The following is a 16134-nucleotide window of genomic DNA, read 5'->3' on the forward strand; positions in this document are numbered from 1 at the left end:
CCATACAAAATAATCCGGAATCGAACCAAAATGGGCACCTGCGGAATATACATAAAGTAACATCATGGGAAGCAAGGTGAGCGCACATGACGGCGAAGGAAAGAGCATTGCGGGTTATTGTAACAGGTGCGGAAGGGGAGCTTGGGCTTACGCTTGTCTATGGCATGAACGAGCCTGGAATCGCGGTTCTCGGCTTCAGTCGAGGCGGGATGGATGTCGATGATCTGGAGCATTGCCGCCAGGTTGTGAAACGGTATCAGCCGGACGCGGTTATTCACTGCGAGCCGGCATTGTCAATTCGCAATGTCGCGCTTGCGGCCAATGAGTTCAGCGCCAAGCTTGTCTATGTTATTCAAGGCGAAGCAAGCGAGGCGGAGAAGGAGATCGGGCCTCTTGCGCGCCGTGCGTATGTTGTGCAGCTCGATTCGGAGCTGTATGAGAGCCAAGGAATGAATAAAGAGCTGGCAGCCTTCTTGCTTCACCTCGTACAGACGGATAACTACGGACTCTATCAGCTATCTGCTAGCGGCGAGCTCACATGGCACGCATTCAAACAGCAGAAAGCCTGGCGATCCAGCGTACGGTAGCAATACCTATATCAAAATATTTTCATGAACATATACTAGTTTAGAATGTTGGTGGACTAGCGCGGACATGAAAGCATGAAGCGCGAAAATAGAGACTAGGAGGAGGCGAAGGCGGATTGAAAGTGACGAGTATTGTTCTGCCGGGCGTTAAGCTGATTGAACCGGATGTTCACGGAGATAACCGTGGTTTCTTCTCGGAGAGCTATAACGAGCAGAAGCTGCAAGAGCATGGGATCTGCCATCGCTTCGTGCAGGATAACCATTCGTTATCTGTAGAAGCGGGCGTGCTGCGCGGCCTGCATTATCAGCTTGCGCCGATGGCGCAGACGAAGCTCGTTCGGTGTACGAGCGGCGCAATCTATGATGTGGTCGTCGATATTCGGCAAGGCTCCAAGACTTACGCGAAGTGGCAGGGATTTATTTTATCAGCATCAAACTTCCGTCAGCTGCTCGTTCCGCAAGGGTTCGCGCATGGCTTCTGCACGCTCGTACCGAACTGTGAAGTGCAATACAAGGTCGATCAGTTCTATTCGGCAGAGCATGACCGAGGCATTGCTTGGAATGATCCGGCGCTTGCTATCGATTGGCCGACAGCTAAACCTATTCTGTCCAGTAAAGATGCGGGGCATCCCGTCTTGCTGCGCGCAGAGACGAACTTCATATTCGAGGGTGATCAAGGATGAAAATCATCGTAACAGGCGGATCAGGCTTTATCGGCAGCAACTTTATTCTCTATATGGCGCAGAATCACCCCGAATACGCAATCATCAACGTCGATGCTCTCACCTATGCAGGAAATCCACACAATCTGCGCGCGGTGGAGAATCATCCAAGCTATCGGTTCGTGCAAGCCGATATTGCTGACCGTACGGCGCTTGAGCCGGTATTCGCAGCGGAAAATGCAGACGCGGTCATTAACTTCGCGGCGGAATCGCATGTGGATCGCAGCATCGTGCAGCCGGATATTTTCGTGCGGACGAATGTGCTGGGGACTCAAACGCTTCTTGATCTATCGAAACAATATGGCGTTGCCAAGTTCGTGCAGGTGTCCACGGACGAGGTGTACGGTACGCTCGGCGCTACCGGATTGTTCACCGAATTAACGCCGCTTGCGCCGAATAGCCCTTACTCCGCAAGCAAAGCAGGGTCGGATATGCTCGTCCGCGCCTATTACGAAACCTATGGCATGAACGCGAATATTACCCGCTGCTCCAACAACTATGGACCTTATCAGTTTCCGGAGAAGCTCATTCCGCTCATGATTCAGAATGCCCTTGAAGATAAACCGCTGCCCGTCTATGGGGACGGTCTTAATGTGCGCGATTGGCTCTATGTCGAAGACCACTGCCGCGCCATCGATCTCGTGCTGCACCGCGGCGCGCCAGGTGAAATCTACAATGTCGGGGGCACGAATGAGCGGACAAATATAGAAGTGGTTCGCCGAATCGTTGCCGAGCTTGGCAAGCCGGAATCGCTCATTACGTACGTGCAGGACCGTCTTGGCCATGACCGCAGATATGCCATTGACGCTTCGAAGATCCGGGAAGAGCTTGGTTGGACGCCGATGTATGATTACGAGTCAGGGATCAAATCGACCATCGAATGGTACTTGAACCATACAGAATGGCTGGAAAATGTGCGTACAGGCGCATACAGAGGGGGACGTTCTTGATGAAGCTATTCGTAACCGGTGCTGGCGGTCAGCTTGGAATGGAGCTTATGCGGCTCGAACTCCCGCCCGACATCCAGATTCTCGGAGCGGGACGTGATCAGCTGGATATTACGAACGCCGAGCAGTGCCGGGAGGTGCTCGCTGCCTATGCGCCGGATGCGGTCATTCACTGCGCTGCGTATACGGCCGTCGATAAGGCGGAATCCGAGCCGGATGCAGCCTTCCTTGTTAACGAGGAGGGAACGCGCAACATCGCGCTTGCAGCTGCTGCTTGCGGTGCCAAGCTTTGCTACATTAGCACGGACTATGTTTTTGACGGAAAAGCGAGTGAGCCATACGAAGAGCAAGATCCCGTTCATCCGCAGACTGTCTATGGTAAGTCCAAGCTGGCAGGTGAGCAGGCGGTACAGGCGATTCTGGACCGCTTCTTCATTGTGCGCACGTCTTGGGTTTTCGGAAAATACGGCAATAATTTCGTTCGTACGATATTAAAGCTTGCCGGCGAGCGCAGCGAGCTTCAAGTGGTGAGCGATCAGATCGGCTCGCCGACGTATACGCTCGATCTGGCACGCTTTCTAGTTGAACTTGTGCAAACAGAGCACTACGGCATCTATCATGCTTCCAATCAAGGCATATGCTCGTGGTACGATTTTGCCCAGGAGATTCTGAATGAGAGCGGCATGCAAGCAGTGAAGCTTGTCCCATGCGCGACCTCAGCGTTTCCTCGCCCCGCAGCCCGTCCGGCGTACTCTGTGATGTCCCATGCGGTGATTAAGAGAAATGGACTAACCGATCTAAGACCATGGCAGGAGGCGTTACACCACTATTTAAGCGACAAAGCGTGAGTCTCAATGGATGAAAACGCTTTAATTTAAGCGCTTTCAACAGAAAACGGTAGATTTAATATATTTTTTAAGGAATTTTAAAGATTTCAGCAGGAATTTGAACAAATTTGTCGTATTATTAATTTTACCTAAAAATTTAGCACTGCCGTTCTCATATTGCGTTTGAAGAGGAGCTTAAAGAAATGGACGTTCGATCCTTCCAATTAGCTGATTATCGGCCTGTTACTGAACTGCTGGAAACTGTTTTGACGGAGCAATGCTACGATCAAACGATGGAAGCTTTTGCCCGCCAGTTGTCTTGGGACAGCGAGCTTGTGCTTGTCGCTGCTGACGGTGAAGAAATCGTTGGCATTATTATCGGGACGATTGATAATGGCCGTGGCTATTATTATCGACTTGCCGTACATCCGAACTATCAACGTCAAGGAATCGGCAAGAAGCTGATCGGTTCGCTTCGCGGAAAGTTTGAAGGGCGTAATGTTTCGAAAATTTTAGTAACAGCGGATGAGCACAACGAGCCAATACTCTCACTCTATGAATCGCTTGGATACGCGGCTACTGATTTCTTCCGTTCTTTCCAGAAATTAAGCATTGTGACCGGCTAATTACTAATAGTCATATGTGAAATGGACAAGCATATCTGATGCGTCATTGATTTTGGCGAACAGATATGCTTTTCTTATAGTAAGAAAGTACCTCTCTAGGAGTAATACGCTTATGACAATGTATCGTCCCTGTGTAATCAAGAGCTTCAAAAATAATGGACATCTTCACCGCATGTGGCTGGAGAATTGGCAGGTGCCGGGCGAGCTGCTCGCGCCGGAGCATTCTGCCGAGGGAATGCATGTCTTCATCAATCGCCAGACCCCGATTCAGGAAGCAGACGGAAAGCAATGGATCAGCAGGGTCCCGGCGGTTTCTTTTTTTATCCCGGGCGAGTGGTTTAATGTGGTCGGTCTGCTGGAGGAGCATGGCGTCCGTTATTACTGCAACGTCGCTTCGCCACTGTTCTTCCAGAACGATGTGCTCACCTATATTGATTATGACCTCGACGTCATTGTGCCTCGCGGCGGTAAGCCTCAAATCGTCGATCAAGAGGAATACGAGCTGCATAAGATAGCCTATCATTATTCGGAGGAAGTTAACCGAAAAGTAATGGAAGGGCTTCAGGCGCTGCTTAGCCGTATTGAGAGTGGACTTGCTCCGTTCAACGACGAGCTAATTTTGGCCTATTTTGAAGCGTGGAACAAACAAATAGGCGAGGTGTAGCAATTAGATGGTTGAAGGTCCGCGATTGGATACGAATTCGCCTCATGCTGTAGAGGATGCACCGATTGGGCCGCGTACACGGAAAGGTTCGCCTGCCAAGCGGCAGAAGCCGGCAATGGAACAAGGTAAGAAGGACAAGGTCGGAATGGAACAAGGCAAGATGGACAAGCCGCTTCGCGCTGCCAAAGAGGAGCGGAACAGTCCGCCATGGATTGCCGAGCTGCGGAGCTGGCTGTTAACGCTTGCAATTGCGGTGCTTATTGTCTTTGGCATGCATGTTTTTGTATTTAATCTTTCTACGGTGAAAGGACAGTCGATGGAACCGACGTTGTACGAGTCGGAATGGCTGTTCATTAATAAATTCGCGTTTCTGACCGGTTCGCCTGCCATTGGCGATGTTGTCATTTTGAAGGATCCGGCAGAAGGAGAAGGGCGCAAAGAGTTTCTGGTGAAGCGCATCGTCGGCTTGCCTGGAGATACGATTGAAATTCGTCAAGGTCAGCTGTACCGAAACGGCCAGCTTGTCGTCGAGTCATACACCGATACGGAAATTGAGGATCTCGATTACGGTCCGGATAAAATTAGCAGCGACCATTATTTCGTGATGGGCGATAATCGGCATGCGAAAGCGAGCAGAGACAGTCGTTCGTTCCATGCAGTGCCTCGCTCTTCGATTATCGGACGGGCAGATTTGATTATTTGGCCGATCGCGAGGTTAAACCATTTGTAACAGGAGGCTTCTTGCTTGGACAGCAGCATAGATTGGAATCAGTTAAAAGAGGATATGAAGGCTGCTGCAGCGGAGCTTGGCATAGATAAGATCGGCGTTGCATCTGCCGCGCCATTCATCGAGCTGCGAGAGCGGCTCGAGCGGCATCGGGAGCTTGGCTATGAGTCTGGCTTCGAGGAGCCGGATCTCGCGAAACGGACGGAGCCGGAGCTGTTATTTGACGATCCGCAATCAATAATTGCGATTGCGATAGCTTATCCGTCGAAGCTGCAGGACCCGCCGAAGTCGGAGCCAGGTGCGAGAAGGGGCATTATTTCGCGCTCCGCATGGGGCGAGGATTATCATTCGGTGCTGCGAGAGCGTCTGCGCCGATTGGAAGCATGGCTGCTCGAACGCGTACCGGAAGGGCGCTTCCTTAGCATGGTTGATACGGGAGCGCTATCGGACCGTGCCGTAGCAGAGCGTGCTGGCATTGGATGGATTGGCAGCAACTGCTCGATTATTACGCCGGAATGGGGTTCTTATGTCTACCTTGGCGAAATGATAACGAACCTGCCGATTCCACCGGATGCACCAGTCACCGAGAGCTGCGGAAGCTGCACGGCGTGCATCGACGCGTGTCCGACGGATGCGCTCGTCGCGCCGGGGCAGCTCAATTCGCAGCGGTGCATCTCCTACGTCACGCAGACGAAGGGGATCGTATCCGATGAGCTGATGCGCAAGATCGGCAACCGGCTGTACGGCTGCGATACGTGCCAGGTCGTCTGTCCGGAGAACAAGGGTAAGAATGCGACGCATCAGCCCGAGCTTGCGCCGGACAACGAGAAGGTGAAGCCGCTGCTTGTGCCTTTACTTGCGATGGGGAACCGCGAGTTCAAGGAGCGCTACGGCGCGAGCTCCTCGGCGTGGCGCGGGCGCAAGCCGATTCAGCGCAACGCCGTTATCGCGCTGGGGAATTTCAAGGATGCAAGCGCCATTCCTGCGCTTGCGGATGTGCTGCAAGGCGACCCGCGCTTCGAGCTGCGGGCGACAGCGGCTTGGTCGCTTGGCCGCATTGGCGGCGAAGGGGCGAATGCGCTGCTTCGCTCCGCGCGGCAGCGCGAGCGAGATGAGGCGGTCATAGAAGCGATTGATAGCGCGCTGGCGACAGGCGGCGATACTACTTCGATATAACCATCTTTGGGGAGAAGGTCTACAACATGAAATATGTCGATATGGAAGCAGTAGAGTCCGGCGATATTCTTGGCAAGACGATCTATGCGGTCAACGGCCAGGTGCTGCTGTCGGCGAATGTTCAGCTGACCGTTTATATGATTAGTACGCTCAAACGTATCGGCATCACGAATATCTATATAAAAGATGCCAACATGCCGGATATCGAAGAGCAGGAAGAAATTTTGTCTGATGAGACGAAACGGGCAATCATCAAACAAATGTCGGAGACGATGGATGCTATTCGCTCTGGCAAAGACTTCAATTCTCGTTCTGTCAGCCTGGTCATCGACGACTTGTTGGATGATGTTATCCGCAACAAGGAAGTTCTCATTCATTTGAACGATATTCGGACACGCGACAATATGGAATATTTGCATGCGATGAACGTATGCATGATGTCGACGCTGCTCGGTGTCGGTCTGTATCTGAACCAGATTCAGCTGAAGGAGCTGGCGATCGGCGCGTTGCTGCATGACGTGGGCAAGCCGGATCTTGAACCGACTGAAGGCGATGTTGAACCGAAACGCCATACGTGGCGGGGCTTTGAACTGCTGAAGTCGAAGCGAGAATTCAGCCTGCTTATCGCGCATGTGGCGTTCCAGCATCATGAGCATGTCGATGGCACTGGCGTGCCGCGAGCCCTTGCCGGGGAGCAAATTCATCTATACTCTCGCATCGTAGCGGTTACGAATATGTACGACAATTTGCTGCAAACCGGAAGCGCGGAAGGCGGTCCGCTGCTGCCGCATGAGGCGTGCGAGCGGATGATGGCGATGTCCGGGACGATTCTGGATCACGAGATATTGACGCAGTTTTTGCGTGCGGTATCGATCTATCCGAACGGCGTGTCGGTGAAGCTGTCGACGAAGGAAACAGGCATCGTTGTCGGTCAGCATCGCGGCTTGCCGGGCAGACCGATCGTCCGCGTTCTTGAGCGCGAGAGCTCGCGGGAGAATGACAATTTTGCAAGCCGCGAGATTGATCTGGCTAAGCATACAACGGTGTTTATTGAGCAGGTGCTCGGCTAGAGTTGCGAGCTTACGCTGCTGCGCTAAGGGGTGAACGCTATCGCATTCGGAATTAAGCGAGAAGAGCTGAACTTGTGGAAGAAGCGGGTCGCGAGCGGAGATATCGCGTTCATCACGCATTATTGGCATGAGCCGCGGTGGGATGGCATCACAACCGTCACGAAGGTCGGCTGCAGTGACGTAGCGAAGCTCGAAGAATGGTGCCGCAGCCAGGGGCTCGATCCGGCGTACATCCACCGGAGGCAGCCGTTCCCGCACTATGACCTTATCGGCCGCAAGCAGCTCGAGATTCTGCGACGCGAAGGGTATGAGGATCAGATAACGCGGTTCAAGCTGGACGAATAGATGAATATGGCGCGCGTCGCAGCACAGCGGAGGTTACATCCGCTGTGCTGCTTTTTTGTTGTAGCGGAAGGGGAGGTGAAGTGAAGCCGGAGCAAGAGTATCCCCCAGGGATTCACATCGGCGGAAATGAGGCGAAATTGGAGAAAGAGTGTCCTCTAGGGATACACATAGAGGAAAAGTAGCGGGAATTTGCTAAAGAGTGTCCCCTAGGGATACTCATTGGTGCGAAGTCAGTGGAATGAGCAAAAGAGAGTCCTCCAGGCACCTACTGTCGATGCCGGTTGGCGGAGGCGGTCATACTTCGCATAGCCGCAAGGGCTCGCGAACGCTCGGACAGGATGAGAAGTCATCCGTCGTATATGGAATGCCGAAGGCGGCGTTCGAAGCGGGCGCGGTCGAGAGGCAGGTGCATCTTGCCGGCATGGCAGAGCGCTGCGCTCGCTGCTATACTGCACTATCATGTTGACCCTGCCGGCGGCAGGAGCTTTGTTCTTTTGCGGCGGATATGCCTTATTCGTCCAAGCAGCAAAGCTTGTTTGCGAACATGTGGTCCTACATGATATGATAGGTTGCAAAATGAACATTTTCAGATGAGGCTAGGTGATAGAACGATGTGGACGGCTATAATTTCGATCATTACGCTTATAGTTGGCGCTGTTGGCGGTTTCTTCGTCGGCGTATACTACTTGCGCAAGCAACTGGAGAAAATGCAGAACGATCCAGAAGCGTTGAAGAAAATGGCGAAGCAAATGGGCTACAATTTGAATAATAATCAGATGCAGAAAGCACAGCAGATGATGAAGAATCAACAACAACATCCCGGTAAGCGGCGGAGATAAGGTTAACGCCTTGCGGGCTCATGGAAAGGAGACGGTGGTAACGATGGCGGGCAAGAAGGATTACGTCAATTCCCTCGTTTCGGATAATCGGGAAAAAATAGAGCACCACGTTCGGGAGATTTTACGCCTGATCGGTGAAGATGTCGACCGCGAAGGGCTGCTGGAGACGCCGGCGCGCGTGACGCGAATGTATGAAGAAATCTTCGCGGGCTACGAAGTCGACCCTCGCGACGTGCTCGGAGTGACGTTTGATGAGCAGCATGAGGAGCTTGTTATCGTGCGTGACATTGTCTACTACAGTCAGTGCGAGCACCATATGGCGCCGTTCTTCGGCAAAGCGCATATCGGCTACATCCCGAGCGGCAAGATCGCAGGGCTGAGCAAGCTGGCGCGCCTCGTGGAGGCGATTACTCGCCGCCTGCAGGTGCAAGAGCGCATCACCTCGCAGATTGCGGACATCATGGATGAAGTGCTTCAGCCGCACGGTGTTATGGTTGTCGTCGAAGGCGAGCATCTTTGCATGTGCGCACGCGGCGTGAAGAAGACGGGCAGCAAGACGGTGACGTCTGCTGTTCGCGGCGAATTCCGCACAAGCGCGGCGCTCCGTTCGGAGTTCTTGTCGCTGCTGAAGCAATAGCTTTACAAGAGAAGAGGCTCTCCATGCGGAGAGCCTCTTTCCTTAGAGAAACCGGCGTTCAGTGAAACGTCGGTTTTTTGCTATAGTGGTAAATCTGCAAATGTAGATCCCAGGGGGATACACAATAAAATCGACTATAAAGTGGGGCCATATTACTTGGACAGCTGCACTGAGAGCATGTATCTGTGCTTTTAGCACCGAACTTGGTAATTGAGCAGTTTACAATTTTGCGAGAGAGGAAAAAGCCGCTCTCAACGCACGAAATGATGGGAATGGTGACCCGTGCTGGAAAGGCCTGCCCTACACGGCACAGAAGCCAAGCCGTTCAAATATGGACAGAGACAGAAAGAGGCTCTCCAATCGGAGAGCCTCTTCAATGAATGTGGATAGCTGTGCAAGTGTGAGTTAGACCGCGAGCGGCCTATACAGCCTCCGTCGACTTGCGCGCAGCATCGACCTGGCTTAAGAACAGCGCGGCGCGCTGGATATACTCCTTCGGCTTCGTACGGAACAGCAGCTCGTGAATGGCGCCTTCGACATACCATTCGCGTGAGAGCGAATTATACTGGCTTGCGGCGATTTTCTCAGCGGTCTCGATCGGCGCAATAGCGTCTTCGGTGCCGTGCATAATGAAGATCGGCATCGTGTAATTGGTGCTGAGCACCTGTTTAACCGGCAGCTGGTTGAAGCTCGATCCGGTGAAGAATGGCAGCATCCATTCGATGAGCGGAACGGATGGATAGCGCGGCAAATCCATGTACTGCTTCAGATTGTTGTAGAGCGAATCTGAGCTCGGCAGGAACAAGCTGTCGAGAATCATGGCGTCGATGCCATCGGTTTTGTCGGTTTGAAGCGCTGCCTGGAGCGCCGTTCCGGCACCCATTGAGAAGCCCCAGACGACGACTTCGTCAGCACCTTGCGAGCGTACATACTGGACGGCGGCGAGCAGCTGTTTCGATTCTTCCCGCCCGCCTGTGGCAGCCGTCCGTTTACCGGACGAAGCGTAGCCGTAATCAAACATAAACACATTATAGTGGAGGCCATGCAGCAGCGAAGCGAGCTCATACATCGGTACCCACGTTTCCTCGCGGTTCGCGCCGTAGCCGTGGCTGAAGACGACCGTCCGGTCGGAGGCTGCGCCAGAAGGAATATACCAGCCATGCACAGTGGTACGCCCGCTCTTGCTCGGGAAGGAGACATCGCTGTAAGCGAGCCCTTTCTCCGTCTGCGGGTTGGAGTAGAGCGCAGGCACGTAAGGATGGGCAATGACCCACGCGGCATACCCGTGAAAAGCAACAACGGCAAGCAGCAGCATCGCTGCAAGTGCTGATACGACGGCAAGCGCAGTATGCTTAAGTCGTGCTCCGACTAAATCAGGCGATTGCGGAGCGGGGAGAAGCGGAGGGAGTAAGCCGGGCGCGAAGCCTCCGGCAGCAGGTAACGACGGTGTCAACGATGTGCTCATGATAGAAGCCCCCCTCTTCGTATGAAATGGCGAACGAGCCGCCAGTAAATGTAAGCGCTTTATTAGTTCTCTATACCTATCCTATGGCGCATCGTAGCGGCCTGTCAATGCATGTCGAGAACTTGTTAAACTTCTGTAATCTGTCTGTAAAATAAGTCTAATAATACCCATATGCTTTACCCGCAGCACCCAGTTACGATATACTGGCTGTAACCAAGTTTCACTGAGTGAAACTTTTGAAAGAGGGATCGAGCTTATGGCGGAGGATGGAAAGTCGACTGTACGTGCCGTCGAACGAGCACTTGATATATTGCTTTGCTTCACCGCCAAGAAAGAATGGGCGATGACGGAGCTTGCGGATAATGTCGGACTGCATAAGAGCACCGTTCACCGGATGCTGAGCACGTTAGAGGAACGCAGCTTCGTCGTGCGTGACCCGGCATCGGAACGGTACCGGCTGGGCTTGCGAATTTGGGAACTGTCGGCGAATATGTCGGGCGCTGACGATCCGGCTGTTATTGGCCTGCCGGAGATGGAGCGGCTGCGAGACATGCTCGGTGAGACGATTAGTCTGTATCTGCGCGATGGCAACGAGCGGATTCGTATTCAAGCGGTGCAGAGCGTGCAGGCAATCCGCCGCGTAGCTCCGATCGGTGTGAGGCTGCCTCTCTATGTCGGAGCCTCCAGTAAAGTGCTTATCGCCTTCGAGGAACTGACAAAGCGTGAAGAGCTGCTTCAGGATCCATCCTGGCCGTCGAACTTTGACCGGCAGCTGTACCGTGAGCAGCTGGAGGATTGGCGTCGTCTCGGCTACGCGACGAGCGTCGAGGAGCGTGAGCAGGGAGCTGCGGCAGTCGCAGCGCCAGTCTTCTCGCGCACAGGCAAGCTCGTTGCCGCGCTGTCCGTCTCGGGACCGGCGAACCGATTCACGCAGGAGATTATGCGCTCGCAAGCGCCGGCTGTCATGGAGGCTGCGCGCCGCCTGGGCGTCATGCTTAAATAAAAACATGAAAGAGCCGAGCTTCTAGCCTCAGGCATATGCGTGCAAGCATACGTCTCACCGAGCAAACAACCATAATTGCATTCCTAAGCATAAAGCCGCCAGCAGTTTCAACCTGTTGGCGGCTTTTTTTTTGCATTCTCCTGCATGGACTACGGAGTGATGATTACGTCGGAGTAACCTGCGAAGATACAGAACGTACCTGGAGACGTATCCATCCATACACCGATGTAGCCGCCGGGAGGGACGCTAACGATATCAATATAGTCGCCGATGAGTGGAACAGGAGTTGGACTGCTGGCGTTGGGGTTGAACGAGGCGTTCGTAATTCGTGTGTTCGTGAAGGTAGCGCCGCCGTTAATCGACCTCGCTACATACACGTCGAGGAGCGTTTGCGTAATTTGGTTGCTGTAATAGATGATATTGACGACCCCCGTCAGCGGATCGACATCAATGGCTGGGAAGAAGTTTTGCGTTCCGGCTGGAGCGCCTGTAATGCTGACAGGCGTCGACCAGCTATTCGTGTCAGGAGCGCGCTTCGACATGAAGATATCGGCGTAGCCAAGCCGGTTATCCTGCCAAACAGCGTAAGCTTGATTCGTGAATGGACCTACAGACCGGTCAGTGGAAATATTAGCGAAGGTGAGTACGCGGAAATCCCATCCTGGTACGGGAAGCGGTGAAGGAACGGGAACGACGTTGGAGACGACGACGCCGTTGACGAATGTTGATCCGCCGTCCATGGATTGCCGAACGATGAAGTTGAAGCTCGGATCGACCGTGACATAGGCGACATCAACAACACCGGCGAGATCGACTGTAATATCGGGCCGCTCTACTTGATCAGCCTCGCTCGACAGCAGTACGGTCTGATCCCAAGTCGCGCCATTGTCTCTGGAACGGTTAAGCATAGCTGTGGAGTTTCCTCCATTATCTACGTTGAACTGATGGTTATATGTGACGTACATGTTGCCGAGATATGGGCTGGATTGCGAGGTGTCGATGGTGCAGTTCGTTTCATCATTGTTGATATAGGTGCCATAGCCTGATGCTACGATCTGAGGTGCGCTGAAGGTTGCGCCATTGTCAAACGATTTGTAGACGACCGTCGTACCGGAATCCTCGCCTGGGAAGACATGAGCCGATACGATAAAGATATTCGGGAATCCATACGCAACGACTGCTGCTTCCGCTCCGTTAAAGCCAGCTGGCAATGGAAGCAGACTATTTGCCCAGCTAAACCCTCCGTCTATCGAACGGTAAAGACCAATCAACGGGGGACCTGACGTCGTATCGACGGCAACCGAAATCATGATGCCGGGAATAAGCAGATTAACAGCTACGCTGGGTTCAAATTTAGGCGGCCCTGCAGGTGTCACCTGAAAGTTGAAGTTGGTCAAATCGAGAACCCTCCTATTTAGTCTGTTATACGATATTCTACGAAGCTACCTATGGAATAGCGTGTACTCCTATCTGTTTGATAGAAAAATAGGCTGAGTAAGAAGAAGATTAATCCCGAACTTCGAGAATTATTTGGAATAAAATGTAATTACTCTATTATGTAGGAGGTGAAGAATATGCCCTTTACAACGGGATTAATTACGAATACGCGCGCGATCGGTACGGCTGCATCGACTGTCGTCGTAAATACGCGTAACATTACCTCAACTCCGATTCTTGTACTGTTGGAAGTCTATGTTGTTCCGCCAGCTACAAATACGTTGACTCTTATTTATGTGACTGGTTTTAATCTGGCAGGTCACTCAAGCGATACTCGTGAGTTTAGTGTTGCAGGTGACATTGCTTGGGAAGTGCAGCTTGATCAATCAGGGATTCTTTCAGAGGTTGCTTTCTCTGTATTCGGATTGGACGAGTTCGGAAACCTTGTTCACGGACAGGATATTAAAGTTGAAGATTGGATGCCGATTACAGCCTTCTCATCACCGATTGTTTAGTTGATGGAGCCCTCGAGAAACGAAGGAGCTTAACGGAATGCCGTTAGCTCCTTTTTTTCACGAAAAGGCATGCGCCTCAAGGGATAGCCGCACAAGCAAACTCCTGCCATGCCAATACAATAGTACTAGGGTGGAGCAGCGGAAGGAGTGACAGTATGGTCGATTTAGGAGTTGTTATGCCTGTATATAAACAGAAGCCGGCTTTCCTTACGGCAGCGTTGGAATCCGTTCTGGGGCAGACGTTCCAGAAATTCAAGCTGATTATTGTCATCGACGGCGCGCCGGAGATGGAGCCGTTAATTAGGGAGCTCATTCAAAGCGACAGCCGCGTCCAAATCGTTTCGCATACCTTCAACCAAGGCGTCGCAACGGCGCTGAATACGGGCTTTGCGCAGCTGTACAGCATGCCAGGCATTGAATATCTAACATGGGTTTCCAGCGACAACATTTACTACCCGAGGTTTCTGGAGACACTGCGGAATGCGCTGGCCAAAGGGCCATCCGAGCTTGGACTTGTGTATAGCTCTTTCCAATCGATTGATAACGAGGGTCGGCCGCTGAACAGTGAACAGCAGCTAGCGACTCAGCGGCAGTATCAATCGCAGCCGAAAGTGAAGCTGCTCGACACGTCCATTGTCGGTGTATCCTTCATGTACAAGGCAGCATGCGCCAAGCAAATTGACGGCTATGGGCTTGCGCCTGTAGAGGATTACGACTATTGGCTTCGCCTTACGGAGCACTGTGAGATGAAGTATATCCCGGTAGAGCTTATGGACTACCGTGTCAATTCAACGTTCAGCGTGTCAGCTGCTCTGCAAGACACCGCTGCGCACCGCAAGTGGCGGTATGCGTATCATCTGGCCAGACATAAGGCCCGGATGCGCAGAGGTATTTCTCCATCCATTACCGTGCTATTGCCGTTGAAGGAATCTGGCGCGAAGGTGATCGAGCGTCTCGAGAACCTGTATGAGCAGACCTTCAGTAACTATACATGCTACATTATTGATCTGTCGGCGGATATGCGGGTGACTGCGGATTTGTCCAGCATTTCGCATCCGTCGACGGACTTCAAATGGTTCCCGTATGCAGCGGTAGAGACAGCCCTTTTCCATGCCGTCCAAATGGTGCAGACCCCGTACTGCTTCGTGCCCGGCGATCTATTATTCCTGGACGCCATGGATCTTACGGTTCTGTTTAATGAACTGGAGAAGGCGCCGCCGCTTGTCATGTCCAACTACTATACGGCAGATCACAGCCAGCTGGGATACCGCTTCGTCAGCTCGTTTAACCCGAAAGAAGGCTTGCACGATGAATTGTTCCGCACGCAGAGCCTCGTGAATTATTTGAAGGAGCATTTTGCAGGGGTGATGGGTTCGGGATGAAGCTACTATTCACCTTCTACAATCCAAGCGGCGGCATGGAGACACTGAACCGGATACGGTGCAAAGCGCTGATGCATATCGGGGTAGAGTGCCATTTGCTCTACAATTACGACGGCGAAGGGCGCAAGAACATTAAAGATATTCCGAACTTTGTCATCAGCGACGAAGCGGAGATTGGGCGGCATGTCATGCGGCATAACTACGATGCCATCATCGTATGTACGGATGTCCTCATGCTGCTCACAATCCGTAAGGCTGGCTACAGAGGGCATATGATATTCGAGATTCAAGGTCTCGGCACGATGCAGACAGCGAACGCTGTGCTGAAGGATATTTCGCCTCGTGTGCTGCAGAACGCGGACGCCTTGCTCTATCCGAAGACGAACCATCTACAGGAGCTGCTGACGAAGCACATGAACGACATCCCGCACTACTCCTTCGATGATCCGCTCGATACGGAGAGCTTCGGTTATAGTTCTTATCCAGCGAAGCCGTTTCCGATTATCGGCTGGGTCGGGCGTATTGAAGCGAACAAGAACTGGCGGGAGTTTCTGCTCATCGGCTCGAGGCTGCTGAACAAATTTCCGGAGAGCTACTTGTGGATTTTCGGAGATGCTACACTGAATGATCCAGATGAGAAGGAGCACTTCGACAGATGGGTGAACGGGCTGCAGCTGCAAAATAAACTCATCACCTACTCCAACATCCCCCACGAGCAGATTGCGGACTATTTCTCTATGATCGGCGACTCGGGAGGACTGCTCTGTTCCACCTCCATTCTGGAAGGGTTCGGCTATGCTGTCGCGGAAGCGATGCTCTGCCGCTGCCCGGTGCTCACCACAGATTCTGACGGTATCCGCAGATTTATGATCCATAACGTAACCGGTAAGCTGTATACCCGCGGCAATCTGGATCAAGCCGTCAAGGAAGCGGAGTCGCTCATGCACGATGCGCCACTGCGCAAATTAATTCGCAAAAATGCTGAGCGGCATATGAAGCTGAACTTCTCCGCTGATAAATACACCACGAACTTTATGAAGATGCTGGTAAGCTTGGCGAAGCTGCGTCCGAAGCCGGAACAGCATATTTGAATATATACCGTGTAAACGGCCGAAACCGTTCTCTGGCGGTGGAGGCTTACGTTTCACGGAGATGTACAAAAAAA

General features: G+C 52.6%; 19 protein-coding genes. 17 read left to right on the top strand and 2 right to left on the bottom strand.

Features of this window, described 5'->3' with window-relative positions:
- Positions 1-86: 86 nt before the first annotated feature.
- The 13 genes from AC0LWF_RS21390 to folE all read left to right on the top strand — a co-directional run bounded on the left by AC0LWF_RS21390 (position 87) and on the right by folE (position 9167).
- Complete coding sequence (locus AC0LWF_RS21390; RefSeq protein ID WP_474653565.1) at positions 87-587, top strand: sugar nucleotide-binding protein; 501 nt, start codon at positions 87-89, stop codon at positions 585-587.
- 116 nt (positions 588-703) lie between these two features.
- On the top strand, positions 704-1270 hold the full coding sequence (gene rfbC / locus AC0LWF_RS21395; RefSeq protein WP_474653566.1) for a dTDP-4-dehydrorhamnose 3,5-epimerase: 567 nt from the start codon (positions 704-706) through the stop codon (positions 1268-1270).
- Entirely contained in the window at positions 1267-2259 is a 993-nt protein-coding gene (gene rfbB, locus AC0LWF_RS21400) for a dTDP-glucose 4,6-dehydratase (RefSeq protein ID WP_474653567.1), read from the top strand. The genes rfbC and rfbB overlap by 4 nt, the downstream gene beginning before the upstream one ends.
- Positions 2259-3104 (top strand): dTDP-4-dehydrorhamnose reductase, encoded by an 846-nt coding sequence (gene rfbD, locus AC0LWF_RS21405; protein WP_474653568.1) that lies wholly within the window; start codon positions 2259-2261, stop codon positions 3102-3104. Before rfbB ends, rfbD begins: the two co-directional genes overlap by 1 nt.
- A 182-nt stretch (positions 3105-3286) precedes the next feature.
- Positions 3287-3709, top strand: coding sequence for a GNAT family N-acetyltransferase (locus AC0LWF_RS21410; protein WP_474653569.1), 423 nt, complete (start codon positions 3287-3289; stop codon positions 3707-3709).
- 112 nt (positions 3710-3821) lie between these two features.
- Entirely contained in the window at positions 3822-4373 is a 552-nt protein-coding gene (locus tag AC0LWF_RS21415; protein WP_474653570.1) for a DUF402 domain-containing protein, read from the top strand.
- Between the two features lie 7 nt (positions 4374-4380).
- Complete coding sequence (lepB, locus tag AC0LWF_RS21420) at positions 4381-5103, top strand: signal peptidase I (RefSeq protein ID WP_474653571.1); 723 nt, start codon at positions 4381-4383, stop codon at positions 5101-5103.
- A 54-nt stretch (positions 5104-5157) separates the two neighbouring features.
- Positions 5158-6276: a tRNA epoxyqueuosine(34) reductase QueG gene (gene queG, locus AC0LWF_RS21425; protein WP_474653663.1), complete on the top strand. Its 1119-nt coding sequence runs from the start codon at positions 5158-5160 to the stop codon at positions 6274-6276.
- 26 nt (positions 6277-6302) lie between these two features.
- Complete coding sequence (locus AC0LWF_RS21430) at positions 6303-7346, top strand: HD-GYP domain-containing protein (RefSeq protein WP_474653572.1); 1044 nt, start codon at positions 6303-6305, stop codon at positions 7344-7346.
- Positions 7347-7385: 39 nt separating this feature from the next.
- A complete protein-coding gene (locus AC0LWF_RS21435) occupies positions 7386-7691 on the top strand; it encodes a hypothetical protein (protein WP_474653664.1) in 306 nt (101 codons plus the stop codon).
- A 238-nt stretch (positions 7692-7929) separates the two neighbouring features.
- Positions 7930-8157 (top strand): chemotaxis protein CheB, encoded by a 228-nt coding sequence (locus AC0LWF_RS21440; RefSeq protein WP_474653573.1) that lies wholly within the window; start codon positions 7930-7932, stop codon positions 8155-8157.
- Between the two features lie 145 nt (positions 8158-8302).
- The gene (locus AC0LWF_RS21445) at positions 8303-8530 is read left to right on the top strand and encodes a YneF family protein (protein WP_474653574.1); all 228 of its coding nucleotides are present in this window, start codon (positions 8303-8305) and stop codon (positions 8528-8530) included.
- A gap of 43 nt (positions 8531-8573) precedes the next feature.
- Positions 8574-9167: a GTP cyclohydrolase I FolE gene (folE, locus tag AC0LWF_RS21450; protein ID WP_474653575.1), complete on the top strand. Its 594-nt coding sequence runs from the start codon at positions 8574-8576 to the stop codon at positions 9165-9167.
- A gap of 421 nt (positions 9168-9588) precedes the next feature.
- On the opposite strand, the gene AC0LWF_RS21455 is transcribed toward folE, so the two are convergent.
- Positions 9589-10632 (bottom strand): alpha/beta hydrolase, encoded by a 1044-nt coding sequence (locus AC0LWF_RS21455; protein ID WP_474653576.1) that lies wholly within the window; start codon positions 10630-10632, stop codon positions 9589-9591.
- Positions 10633-10888: 256 nt separating this feature from the next.
- Between AC0LWF_RS21455 and AC0LWF_RS21460 the strand changes: the two genes are divergently transcribed.
- On the top strand, positions 10889-11635 hold the full coding sequence (locus tag AC0LWF_RS21460; RefSeq protein ID WP_474653577.1) for an IclR family transcriptional regulator: 747 nt from the start codon (positions 10889-10891) through the stop codon (positions 11633-11635).
- 149 nt (positions 11636-11784) lie between these two features.
- On the opposite strand, the gene AC0LWF_RS21465 is transcribed toward AC0LWF_RS21460, so the two are convergent.
- On the bottom strand, positions 11785-13032 hold the full coding sequence (locus AC0LWF_RS21465) for a sialidase family protein (RefSeq protein ID WP_474653578.1): 1248 nt from the start codon (positions 13030-13032) through the stop codon (positions 11785-11787).
- A gap of 177 nt (positions 13033-13209) precedes the next feature.
- On the opposite strand from AC0LWF_RS21465, the gene AC0LWF_RS21470 reads away from it, so the two are divergent.
- From AC0LWF_RS21470 to AC0LWF_RS21480, 3 genes are all read left to right on the top strand, one after another.
- Positions 13210-13587 carry a hypothetical protein gene (locus AC0LWF_RS21470; protein WP_474653579.1) on the top strand — a complete coding sequence of 126 codons (378 nt, stop codon included), beginning with the start codon at positions 13210-13212 and terminating at the stop codon, positions 13585-13587.
- Between the two features lie 155 nt (positions 13588-13742).
- Positions 13743-14969, top strand: coding sequence for a glycosyltransferase family 2 protein (locus tag AC0LWF_RS21475; RefSeq protein WP_474653580.1), 1227 nt, complete (start codon positions 13743-13745; stop codon positions 14967-14969).
- The gene (locus AC0LWF_RS21480; protein ID WP_474653581.1) at positions 14966-16060 is read left to right on the top strand and encodes a glycosyltransferase family 4 protein; all 1095 of its coding nucleotides are present in this window, start codon (positions 14966-14968) and stop codon (positions 16058-16060) included. Before AC0LWF_RS21475 ends, AC0LWF_RS21480 begins: the two co-directional genes overlap by 4 nt.
- Positions 16061-16134 lie beyond the last annotated feature (74 nt).

The sequence above is a fragment of the Paenibacillus sp. sgz302114 genome (genome assembly GCF_056120345.1).

Bases quoted from the DNA above. Each gene is read 5' to 3' on its own strand.
- folE (WP_474653575.1), top strand. From the start codon at position 8,574: ATGGCGGGCAAGAAGGATTACGTCAATTCCCTCGTTTCGGATAATCGG.
- rfbD (WP_474653568.1), top strand. From the start codon at position 2,259: ATGAAGCTATTCGTAACCGGTGCTGGCGGTCAGCTTGGAATGGAGCTT.
- AC0LWF_RS21430 (WP_474653572.1), top strand. From the start codon at position 6,303: ATGAAATATGTCGATATGGAAGCAGTAGAGTCCGGCGATATTCTTGGC.
- AC0LWF_RS21480 (WP_474653581.1), top strand. From the start codon at position 14,966: ATGAAGCTACTATTCACCTTCTACAATCCAAGCGGCGGCATGGAGACA.
- rfbB (WP_474653567.1), top strand. From the start codon at position 1,267: ATGAAAATCATCGTAACAGGCGGATCAGGCTTTATCGGCAGCAACTTT.
- AC0LWF_RS21475 (WP_474653580.1), top strand. From the start codon at position 13,743: ATGGTCGATTTAGGAGTTGTTATGCCTGTATATAAACAGAAGCCGGCT.
- AC0LWF_RS21390 (WP_474653565.1), top strand. From the start codon at position 87: ATGACGGCGAAGGAAAGAGCATTGCGGGTTATTGTAACAGGTGCGGAA.
- AC0LWF_RS21460 (WP_474653577.1), top strand. From the start codon at position 10,889: ATGGCGGAGGATGGAAAGTCGACTGTACGTGCCGTCGAACGAGCACTT.
- AC0LWF_RS21455 (WP_474653576.1), bottom strand. From the start codon at position 10,632: ATGAGCACATCGTTGACACCGTCGTTACCTGCTGCCGGAGGCTTCGCG.
- AC0LWF_RS21410 (WP_474653569.1), top strand. From the start codon at position 3,287: ATGGACGTTCGATCCTTCCAATTAGCTGATTATCGGCCTGTTACTGAA.
- lepB (WP_474653571.1), top strand. From the start codon at position 4,381: ATGGTTGAAGGTCCGCGATTGGATACGAATTCGCCTCATGCTGTAGAG.
- AC0LWF_RS21440 (WP_474653573.1), top strand. From the start codon at position 7,930: ATGAGCAAAAGAGAGTCCTCCAGGCACCTACTGTCGATGCCGGTTGGC.
- AC0LWF_RS21415 (WP_474653570.1), top strand. From the start codon at position 3,822: ATGACAATGTATCGTCCCTGTGTAATCAAGAGCTTCAAAAATAATGGA.
- AC0LWF_RS21445 (WP_474653574.1), top strand. From the start codon at position 8,303: ATGTGGACGGCTATAATTTCGATCATTACGCTTATAGTTGGCGCTGTT.
- AC0LWF_RS21470 (WP_474653579.1), top strand. From the start codon at position 13,210: ATGCCCTTTACAACGGGATTAATTACGAATACGCGCGCGATCGGTACG.
- queG (WP_474653663.1), top strand. From the start codon at position 5,158: ATGAAGGCTGCTGCAGCGGAGCTTGGCATAGATAAGATCGGCGTTGCA.